The 8,933-nt window shown below is 64.7% G+C and carries 12 protein-coding genes; 1 reads left to right on the top strand and 11 read right to left on the bottom strand.

Features of this window, described 5'->3' with window-relative positions; translation table 11 throughout:
- Positions 1-188 precede the first annotated feature (188 nt).
- From DM995_RS11785 to DM995_RS11735, 11 genes are all read right to left on the bottom strand, one after another.
- A complete protein-coding gene (locus tag DM995_RS11785; RefSeq protein WP_116969545.1) occupies positions 189-587 on the bottom strand; it encodes a GFA family protein in 399 nt (132 codons plus the stop codon).
- Positions 588-749: 162 nt separating this feature from the next.
- Complete coding sequence (locus DM995_RS11780) at positions 750-1,412, bottom strand: cell wall hydrolase (protein WP_023839449.1); 663 nt, start codon at positions 1,410-1,412, stop codon at positions 750-752.
- A gap of 197 nt (positions 1,413-1,609) precedes the next feature.
- The gene (locus DM995_RS11775; protein WP_116969544.1) at positions 1,610-1,963 is read right to left on the bottom strand and encodes a DUF1491 family protein; all 354 of its coding nucleotides are present in this window, start codon (positions 1,961-1,963) and stop codon (positions 1,610-1,612) included.
- Positions 1,960-2,445, bottom strand: a complete 486-nt coding sequence (locus tag DM995_RS11770; protein WP_198669337.1) for a PaaI family thioesterase — start codon at positions 2,443-2,445, stop codon at positions 1,960-1,962. Before DM995_RS11770 ends, DM995_RS11775 begins: the two co-directional genes overlap by 4 nt.
- The gene (locus tag DM995_RS11765) at positions 2,432-2,893 is read right to left on the bottom strand and encodes a PTS sugar transporter subunit IIA (RefSeq protein WP_023839446.1); all 462 of its coding nucleotides are present in this window, start codon (positions 2,891-2,893) and stop codon (positions 2,432-2,434) included. The genes DM995_RS11770 and DM995_RS11765 overlap by 14 nt, the downstream gene beginning before the upstream one ends.
- Before the next feature lie 198 nt (positions 2,894-3,091).
- Complete coding sequence (hpf, locus tag DM995_RS11760) at positions 3,092-3,658, bottom strand: ribosome hibernation-promoting factor, HPF/YfiA family (RefSeq protein WP_023839445.1); 567 nt, start codon at positions 3,656-3,658, stop codon at positions 3,092-3,094.
- A gap of 140 nt (positions 3,659-3,798) precedes the next feature.
- A complete protein-coding gene (gene dnaQ / locus DM995_RS11755) occupies positions 3,799-4,500 on the bottom strand; it encodes a DNA polymerase III subunit epsilon (RefSeq protein ID WP_116969543.1) in 702 nt (233 codons plus the stop codon).
- Between the two features lie 25 nt (positions 4,501-4,525).
- Positions 4,526-5,164 (bottom strand): dephospho-CoA kinase, encoded by a 639-nt coding sequence (coaE, locus tag DM995_RS11750; RefSeq protein ID WP_198669336.1) that lies wholly within the window; start codon positions 5,162-5,164, stop codon positions 4,526-4,528.
- A complete protein-coding gene (gene aroE, locus DM995_RS11745; RefSeq protein ID WP_116969542.1) occupies positions 5,161-5,973 on the bottom strand; it encodes a shikimate dehydrogenase in 813 nt (270 codons plus the stop codon). Before aroE ends, coaE begins: the two co-directional genes overlap by 4 nt.
- A 145-nt stretch (positions 5,974-6,118) precedes the next feature.
- Positions 6,119-6,712: a Maf family protein gene (locus tag DM995_RS11740; protein WP_023839441.1), complete on the bottom strand. Its 594-nt coding sequence runs from the start codon at positions 6,710-6,712 to the stop codon at positions 6,119-6,121.
- A gap of 27 nt (positions 6,713-6,739) precedes the next feature.
- The gene (locus DM995_RS11735) at positions 6,740-7,594 is read right to left on the bottom strand and encodes a pyruvate, water dikinase regulatory protein (protein WP_031318747.1); all 855 of its coding nucleotides are present in this window, start codon (positions 7,592-7,594) and stop codon (positions 6,740-6,742) included.
- Positions 7,595-7,877: 283 nt separating this feature from the next.
- Between DM995_RS11735 and hemE the strand changes: the two genes are divergently transcribed.
- Positions 7,878-8,930, top strand: a complete 1,053-nt coding sequence (hemE, locus tag DM995_RS11730; RefSeq protein WP_502696588.1) for a uroporphyrinogen decarboxylase — start codon at positions 7,878-7,880, stop codon at positions 8,928-8,930.
- The last annotated feature ends 3 nt before the right edge of the window (positions 8,931-8,933 follow it).

Below are 8,933 nucleotides of genomic sequence, written 5' to 3'. Positions count from 1 at the left end.
CGAAACGATCGCCAGCGGCCAGCGCGCGATGGTGACGCTGATCGCCCGCGCCGAAGCCGGCGAGCGCTTCAAGCCCGGCGAGCGCATTGCCGTCGGCAGCTGATGCCCCTTCTCGATTACCAAACCCTTGGTAAACCCGACTGGACCGGTAGCCCCAAGCTGCCGGTCCTTTTCTTTGTCCGCCGGGCTCAGGCGTAATGATCGATCCCTTCGCCCACCACGTCTAACCAGCCATGCTTGCGATCCTCGTACACCGAATATTCCGGCGCGGGAAATCGCGGATCGGCGAAGAGACCGACGGGTATCGCCACCAGGCCGGGCATGGAATCGACCCGGTACATCACGCTGACCCCGCATTCGGGACAGAAATGGAAGCAGGCGGTCGAGCCGCCATCGCCGCGGCGGGTCCACACGCGCGCCTGTCCGCTCACGGCGACATCGCCATCGGGCCACAGCGCCTGCACCGCACAGACGCTACCGCTGCGACGCTGGCAATCGAGACAATGACAGACCGAGACCCGGCGGGGTTCTCCGCGACATTCGAGTGTCGCCTGGCCACAGGCGCAGCTTGCCTTGCGAACGGTCACATCTCTCTCCGCACCTTGCCCCGGGGTCCCTAGATCGGTGGGTCGAGCATGGCCGGATGTCAAGACAGGTCGAGGCGGGCGCTAGAGGAGCGCCCGCCGCAGTCCTTTGCGACCCAAAGGACTAGCTCTGAAGCTGTCGGGGCTGGTCCTGAGACCAGCCGATCAGCGATAGAAGACGTGATTGTCGACGGCGGCGAGGCGCTGCATGCGCCAGCCGGGCGAGACATGGCGCGCGTGGAAGAACAGCGCGCCTTCGACCGGGCTGTCCCAGCTGTCCTTCATCGCGATCTGCGCGATGGCGACGGCTTCCTTCCAGTCCTGGCTGGCGGTGGGAATGGCGGGCATGCGGCCGCCACGGACGAACGAGAACTGGCTGGGCTGATAGACCACACCGCACAGGCTGCTGGCAAAGCGGCCCGAATCGCGGCGTGCGATCACCACCTTGGCGACGGCGAGCTGGCCGTTCAGGGTTTCGCCCTTGGATTCGAAATAGACGGCACCGGCGAGGCAGCGGGTCTCTTCGTCGATCTCGGCGGGAATGTCGGACATCGACACGAGCTGCGCCAGGCTTTCGGCCTTGAGCGGCGGCTGGGCAGTCTGGGTGTCGATCTGCTGGGAGGCGGTTTCGGCCGTGGCGGCACCGGCTTCGACAGCGGCTTCAGCGGCGCTGGAGGCGGTGGTTTCGCTGCTCTGGGCGGGAACCGGCTGGATCATGTCGGCTATCAGCGGCGATGCAAAGGCGGCTGACGCGTCGGTGAGAGAGAGAGTGACAATCGAATAGACTGCCATGGCGGCCATGCTGGCGACCTTGAGGACCTTACTCATTGCAAACTTTGACTGTGCGGTGGATCACCACAGCCGGAACAGGAATCGGGCAGCAAGGCCCGGCCGGTTCCGGAAGGGAAACCCCCCGTCTGCGTGCTAGCCCCTGTTTTTCCCGGTCCTGCAAAAGACCGCGGAACCATGAAGGCCGCCTGCGCGTTGATCGGTGCAGCGGCCCCTCTAGCAGGGGGCTCGGCGAGTCAACTCGGCTCGTCGATTATAGCGTTGAACTGTGCGCGGCTGGCGACATCCAGTTCGATAATCCACAAATCCGCATCGCGCGCGCGCCGACGGTCGATATAGTCGGCCATGCTGCCATGGCGCGCGGGTGGTGCAGAATCTTCCGTCCACACCTCGTTCCAGCGCGCCTTGCCGTCGAGGCCGCTGAACATTTCGAACAGTGCTTCGTCCTGCCCGCGCACGCTGCGCGCGATGAGAATGGCGCCCGATACCGGATCACCCCTGGCGATGATCGTGGCAAATCCACCCGCTGCCGCAGTCAGCCGCTTGAGCGCCTCGATGCGGACGCTGGCCGCCAGCCGAGGCTCGATCACGGGCTGTCCGCGATCGGCTGCTTGTAGCCCTCCAGCCCCGACAGCGCGATATGCGAGCGCATGAAGGTACCGGTGCCGCGCGCGATTTCCTCGCCATGGCTATCGACCAGCCGCGATTCCCCCACCCAGACGCGCCGGCGCCCGCTCACCCAGTGCCCCTCGGCATAGACCGGGCCTGCACGCACCGGCGCGGTGAAATGCAGGTTGAACGCGGTGGTGAGCAGGAAGCGGTCGGTGACCAGCGCGTTGCACGCGTAGAAGGCGGCGTCATCGAGCATCTTGAAATACAAGGTGCCATGCGCCGCGCCCGCAGCGTGAAAATGCTCGGGCGTCACGTCGAAATCGATCCGCGCCTTGCCCGCAGCGGTGATCGTCAGCCGCGACGGGAACAGCCGGTTGATCGCGGCAGCGGCATAAAGGCGTTCGAGCGCGCGGAAATGCGCTTCCTCGCCCGGGCCTGTCGCCCGGTCAGGCAGCGTCACGATCCAGCTCGGCGGTGACCAGCGCATAGATCGCATCGGGATCGTCCGCGCCCTTGATCTTGGCGAGCGTCTTTTCGTCGCGCGTCAGCCGCGAGATGTGCGCCAGCGCCTGGAGATGCATCGCACCGGTGGCGACGGGCGAGAGCAGCGCGATCACCAGATCGACCGGCAGATTGTCGATCGAGCCGAACTCGATCGGCTTGCCCAGCCGCAGCACCACCGCCACCGAATGGTCCAGCCCGTCGAGCTTGCCATGGGGAATGGCGACGCGGCGGCCGAAGCCGGTCGAGCCGAGCTGTTCGCGTTCGAGCAGGCAGCCGAGCACCTTGTCGGCATCCAGCCCGTAGCAATGGCCGAACTGCTCGGCGGCCAGTTCCAGCGCCTGGTGCTTGTCCGCGACGCGCGCAGAGATCAGCACCGCCTGCTTGTCGAGTTCGAACCACGCCATGACAGTCAAAATTCTCGATTCTGTCGCGCCGCCTCCGGTCGTTGCGGAAGCGGCGCGTACGAATGGTGTTCAGATCATCGCCGGCCCTGCCGGGAGGGGGTTGCCTCATCCCGCCGACGCATTGCTGGCGCGCCCATGCACCATATCGCCCGAAAAACCAAGCCATGCGATGCACAGGCGCACAGTGCGCCAGATTTTTCAGGCGCGCGGTTCGACCCAGCCGATCGAACCATCGGGGCGGCGATAGACCATGTTGTGGCGCCCGGTGCCGGTATTCTTGAAGAACAGCGCATTGGTGTTGCGCAGGTCGAGCATCATCACGGCATCCGAAACGGTCGCCTCGGGCACGTCGACCCGGGTTTCGGCAATCACCACCGGGGCGTCACCGAGCACCTCTTCCTCTTCGCTGGCGCTTTCGAACACCACATAGGCGGCCTCTTCCTCGCGCGCGGCGTGCTGGAACTGTTCGTGGCGGCCCTTGAGGCGGCCCATATAACGGCGCAGCTGCTTCTCGATCTTGTCCGCCGCGCCGTCGAAGCCGACATGCGCATCCTGCGCGAGGCCATGGCCCTTGAGGATCAGGCCCTGCATCACATGCGTGACGATATCGCACTGAAACTGTTCGTGCGGCCCTCGAGAGAAGGTCACCTGACTGGATATGGCCTTCGAGAAATACTTTTCGACAATCGCATTGAGCCGGTCCGCGACGTGCACCTTGAGCGCTTCGCCCGTGTCGACCTGATGACCAGAAATACGAATGTCCATGTTATTCTCCATTTTTGGGGCCAGCCGTCAGACCATTGCCGCGACGGGCCGGATCGATACATCCTTGGCGTCTCACGCTAAGGATCGGGTGACAATTCGGGTAAAGACCTCCTTTCCGGGGTGGATTTCAGTAAAAAAGGTTAGCGTGTCGACAGCCAGAGCGGCTGCTTGATCTTGCCCAGAAATTCCGCATGCGCGGCCAGCTCTTCCGCGCTGGCGGAAAACGGGCGCGGCAGGCGGTGCGGACGCTGGACGCTGGGAATGAGACGGGGACGCGCGCCGGCGACGGTCGCCGCGTCGGCGCTGTCATCGGCCAGCCCGAGCCCGATCTGGCGACCCCCGGTCAGCTCGATATAGACCTGCGCCAGCAGCTCGGCATCGAGCAGCGCGCCGTGGAGCACGCGGTGGCTGCGGTCGACGCCAAAGCGCTTGCACAGTGCATCGAGGCTGGCGGGCGATCCGGGGAACTTGGCGCGCGCCATCGCGACGGTATCGATCACGCGGCCCATCGGGATGGCGGGCCTGCCGACCATGGCCAGTTCCGCATTCAGAAAGCGCATGTCGAACCCGGCATTGTGCGCGACCAGGGTCGCATCGCCCAGAAAGTCGAGCAGATCCTCGACGCCGGCGCCGAACAGCGGCTTGTCGGCGAGAAACGCATCGCCCAGGCCGTGCACCTTCTCGGCTTCGGGCGGCATCGGGATTTCGGGATTGAAATAGGCGTGGAAGGTGCGGCCCGTCAGGCTGCGACCGACCATCTCGATGCATCCGATTTCCACCATCCTGTGTCCTTCATCGGGGGACAGGCCGGTGGTTTCGGTATCGAAAATGATCTCTCTCATTTCCAATACTATTGGACCGATTTGCTCATCGTGCAAGGGCCGAACGTAAATTCTGAAGCAGCCCGCGCACCGCCTGCCGCGTCGCCAATTTGGTGCCGCCGGTGGGGATCACCCAATCGGCATGCGCACGCTTGTGGTGATCGGCCATCTGCAGGTGACGGATGTGGCGCAGGCGCGCCGCGGTCATTCCCGGTCGCGCGAGCACGCGCTTGCGCTGCTGCCACAGTGCGGCGGAGACGACGACGATGCCGTCGACATTCTGCGTGCCGCCCTTCTCGAACAGCAGCGGGATATCGAACACGATGATCCGGCGCGAGCGATGGGCGCGGACGAACGCCGCGCGCGCGCGCGCCACCGCCGGATGCACGATATGCTCGAGCCTCTTGAGCGCCGCCGGATTGCCGAACACCGCCGCGCCGAGCTTCGCCCTGTCCACCCCCCGCGGCCCGGTGGTGCCGGGGAACGCCGCCTCGATCGCGGGAAGCAGGGCGCCGCCCGGGCCCTGCAGGACGTGCACCTCGGCATCGGCATCGAAGACCGGAACGCCCTCGGCGCGCAGCATCTTCGCCACCGCCGACTTGCCCATGCCGATCGATCCCGTCAGCCCCAGCACCATCGGCCGGTGACGGTGGTGCGGCGGCAGACGCTTGATCGGGGCCATCATGCGGTGAGCATCGCCCGAAGCTCGTCGTCGCGATCCCGCGGTGGCGCGGCACCGAAAAAGATCTCGAACGCGAGCGCCGCCTGGCCGATCAGCATCTCGAGCCCGTCGACCGTCTCCAGCCCGCGCGCGCGCGCCGCCTTGAGCAGGCCGGTTTCGAGCGGATTGTAGACGATGTCATAGACCAGAGCGCTCTCGGGCAGCGGGTCGAGGTCGAGCACCAGCGGGTCGAAGCCCTTCATGCCGAGCGGGCTGGTGTTGACCAGCAGATCGACCTCGCCCAGCGGATCGTCCATACCGCGCACCTGGCCCTTGAGCGCGAAGCTCGCGAGCAATCCCATGGCCTTGAGCGGATTGCGTGCATGGATCGTGACGCTGCCGACCTCCATCCGCGCGAGGGCGAACAGCACCGCGCGCGCAGCGCCGCCCGCGCCGATCACCGCGACATCGGCGCCGGTAAAATCGCTCTGCCCCAGCGGGGCATAGAATCCGCCCGCATCGGTATTGGTGCCGAACAGCGCGCCCTGCTCATCGCGCGCGATCGTGTTCATCGCACCGATCGATCCGCGCACGTCGCCCGGATCGGCGACATGCTCCATCACCGCGATCTTGTGCGGAATGGTGACGTTGCACCCGCGCCAGAGCGGATCGGCGCGGCGTTCGGCGATATAATCGGCCAGCGCGTCGGGCGTGACATGGCACGCGCGGTACTCCGCGTCCGACCCGAGCTGTTTCAGCCAGAAATTGTGGATAAGCGGCGATTTGCTGTGCGCGATCGGGTCGCCGATCACCTCGGCATAGGGTTTGGACATTGTTGAACCCTTGGGCAAGCGTCCCTCGACGTCGCTCGGGACAAACGGAACAGGGTGTAGCGTTGCTAATTACCGGAAAAACTTTCCGAGTTCCCGAGCGAAGTCGAGGGACGTTGTGCGAAGGTTGCCACCAAGCGCAAAACCATCAGCTCGGCATCAGTTCGCGCTGGCGCAGGAAGCCGAGCAGCGGCAACAGTGGCATTCCTTGAACGGTGAACACATCGCCCTCGATATGGCTGAAAAGCTGGGCTCCGGCGCCCTCGATCTCGTAACAGCCCACCGTGTATCCAATGGTTTCCCAGTGCTTTTCCACATAGTCACGCACAAAGGCGGTGCCCAGCGGACGCACGTGCATCACCGCCTTGTCGACATGCCGCCAGATCGGACGGCCGCCCTCGACGATGACGGCGGCGCTCCACAGGCGGTGCGGCTTGCCCGACAGCGTTTCGAGTTGGCGGATCGCATCGTCGGGCGTCTGCGGCTTGCTCAGCATCTCGCCCTCGCTCGTTTCCAGGATCTGGTCCGAACCGAGCACCATCGCCTCGGGCCGCCGCGTGCCGACGCGCATCGCCTTGGCCTCGGCCAGCGCATCGGCAATGTCGCGCGGGCTCGTCCCCTCGGCGTGGAGCGAGGCGCGGATCGAGGATTCGTCGATATGCGCCGCGACGACCGAAAAGGGCACGTCGGCGGCATCGAGCATGGCCCGGCGCGCGGTGCTTTGCGATGCGAGTATCAGCATTTCCGTCGTCCTTATGCCTTGTGCAGTCTAGGCTTTATCCATTGGCGCGCTTGCCTGCCGCCTGTTTTCGCGCGCGGCTTCGCGCTCGTTGAACAGGTTGATGATCGCCGCCGCCGATTCCTCGATCGATCGACGCGTCACGTCGATCACCGGCCAACCATTATCCGCAAACATCCGCCGGGCAAAGGCCAGCTCGGCCTTCACCTTCTCGTCATTGACATAATCGGTTTCGGGGGCCTGGTTCAAGGACAACAGCCGGTTGCGGCGCACCGCGATCAAGCGTTCGGGATTGGTGGTCAGCCCGACGACCAGCGGATGCCTGAGCGTGAACAGCGCGGACGGCGGCGGGGATTCGATCACGATCGGGATATTCGCGGTCTTGTAGCCGCGATTGGCGAGATAGATCGAGGTCGGCGTCTTCGACGAGCGCGACACCCCGGCGAGCACGATGTCGGCCGCCTCCCAGTTTTCCCAGTTCTGCCCGTCGTCGTGTGCGATGGTGAACTGGATCGCTTCCACGCGCGCGAAATAGGCGGCGTCGAGCACATGCTGCCGGCCGGGCCGCGCCTTGGCCGCCTGGCCGAGCAGGTTGGACAAGGCATCGCTCACCGCATCGAGCGCGGGCACCATCGGCAGCCCGAGCACGCGGCAGCGCCGCTCCAGCTTGGCGCGGATATCGGGATTGACCAAAGTGAACAGCACCAGCCCCGGATTGGCCGCGACCTCGTCGAGGATGCGGTCGAGATGCGTCTCGGAGCGCACCATCGGCCAGAAATGCTTGATCACCTCGACCGCGTCGAACTGCGCCAGCGCCGCCTTGGCGATATTCTCCAGGGTCTCGCCCGTGGAATCCGACAGCAGATGCAGGTGAATGCGGCTCATGGCTCTGGTCTGTGGGCAGCGCGGGGATAAATCAAGGCATGATGTTGTGGGCAAAACCGGGGATGTTTTTGCTCCCCCCTGACCGGGGATTCATCACAGCGCTTGTCCACAAGGGACAGCTTTACCCACAGGGTGTTGATAGTGGGCACAAATTTGCCGACTCGTCAGGCAGCTGCGATTTGGCGACTGTCAATCTGTCGATACATAGGGCAAGAAAGCGTCATGCCGGTTTTCCAGCGGCCTTCTTCAACAGAATCCCTATATAAAGGATATAAGAATTAAGATGGGTGGGGACACAGCTCTGACGACGGCGCGAAAGGCGCCCTTGCTCGATTGCTTGAACGGACATGTGGCCACGGTGCCGCCGATGTGGATGATGCGCCAGGCCGGGCGCTACCTGCCCGAATATCGCGCCTTGCGTGCAGAGAAGGGCGGCTTTCTCGAGCTGGTCTATGACAGCCCTGCCGCGGCCGAGATCACGCTGCAGCCGCTGCGCCGGTTCGAGCTCGATGCCGCGATCCTGTTTTCCGACATCCTCATCGTCCCCTATGCGATGGGCCAGGACCTCAAGTTCCTGGTGGGCGAAGGGCCGCACCTGTCGCCCCGGCTGCTCGATCATGCGCTGGAGAGCCTGCAGCCGGTCCCTGAGCGGCTCGAGGCGATCTACGAGACCGTGCGGCTGGTAAAGGCCGAGTTGGCGCCTGAGAAGACGTTTCTGGGCTTTGCAGGGTCTGCCTGGACCGTTGCGACCTATATGGTCAACGGCGAGGGCAGCAAGGACCAGCACGCCACGCGCGAATATGCCTATCGCGATCCCCAGGGCTTCCAGGCGCTCATCGACGGAATCGTCGACCTCACCATCGAATATCTGATCGGCCAGATCGATGCCGGGGTCGATGCCGTCCAGATTTTCGACAGCTGGTCGGGGTCATTGGCACCGGCGCAGTTCGAACGCTGGGTGATCGCGCCCAATGCGCGGATCGCCGCCGCCATCCATGAAGCGCGACCGGGCGTTCCCGTGATCGGCTTTCCCAAGGGCGCGGGCGAGAAGCTCGCCGCCTATGCGCGCGAGACCGGGGTCGATGCCCTGGGGCTCGACGAGACGATCGATCCGGTCTGGGCCGCGGCGAACATCCCCGCGCATCTGCCGGTCCAGGGCAATCTCGATCCGCTGGCGCTGCTCGCGGGCGGCGAGCAGATGGAAAATGCGGTCCGCCACATCCTGCGCACCTTCGAAGGGCGGCCGCATATTTTCAACCTCGGCCATGGCATATTGCAGCAGACGCCCATTGAACACGTGCATGCACTGCTTACACTGGTGAAGCAGGGCGTATGACCG

Origin of the sequence: Blastomonas sp. UPD001, from assembly GCF_003426715.1 — a bacterium.
In the GTDB taxonomy this organism is placed as follows: Bacteria; Pseudomonadota; Alphaproteobacteria; order Sphingomonadales; family Sphingomonadaceae; genus Blastomonas.
Note: the sequence above shows the minus strand (reverse complement) of the source record. Positions and strands in the feature narration are given on the sequence as shown.

Bases quoted from the DNA above. Each gene is read 5' to 3' on its own strand.
- DM995_RS11780 (WP_023839449.1), bottom strand. From the start codon at position 1,412: ATGAGTAAGGTCCTCAAGGTCGCCAGCATGGCCGCCATGGCAGTCTAT.
- DM995_RS11765 (WP_023839446.1), bottom strand. From the start codon at position 2,893: ATGGCGTGGTTCGAACTCGACAAGCAGGCGGTGCTGATCTCTGCGCGC.
- hpf (WP_023839445.1), bottom strand. From the start codon at position 3,658: ATGGACATTCGTATTTCTGGTCATCAGGTCGACACGGGCGAAGCGCTC.
- dnaQ (WP_116969543.1), bottom strand. From the start codon at position 4,500: ATGAGAGAGATCATTTTCGATACCGAAACCACCGGCCTGTCCCCCGAT.
- coaE (WP_198669336.1), bottom strand. From the start codon at position 5,164: ATGATGGCCCCGATCAAGCGTCTGCCGCCGCACCACCGTCACCGGCCG.
- aroE (WP_116969542.1), bottom strand. From the start codon at position 5,973: ATGTCCAAACCCTATGCCGAGGTGATCGGCGACCCGATCGCGCACAGC.
- DM995_RS11740 (WP_023839441.1), bottom strand. From the start codon at position 6,712: ATGCTGATACTCGCATCGCAAAGCACCGCGCGCCGGGCCATGCTCGAT.
- DM995_RS11735 (WP_031318747.1), bottom strand. From the start codon at position 7,594: ATGAGCCGCATTCACCTGCATCTGCTGTCGGATTCCACGGGCGAGACC.
- hemE (WP_502696588.1), top strand. From the start codon at position 7,878: ATGGGTGGGGACACAGCTCTGACGACGGCGCGAAAGGCGCCCTTGCTC.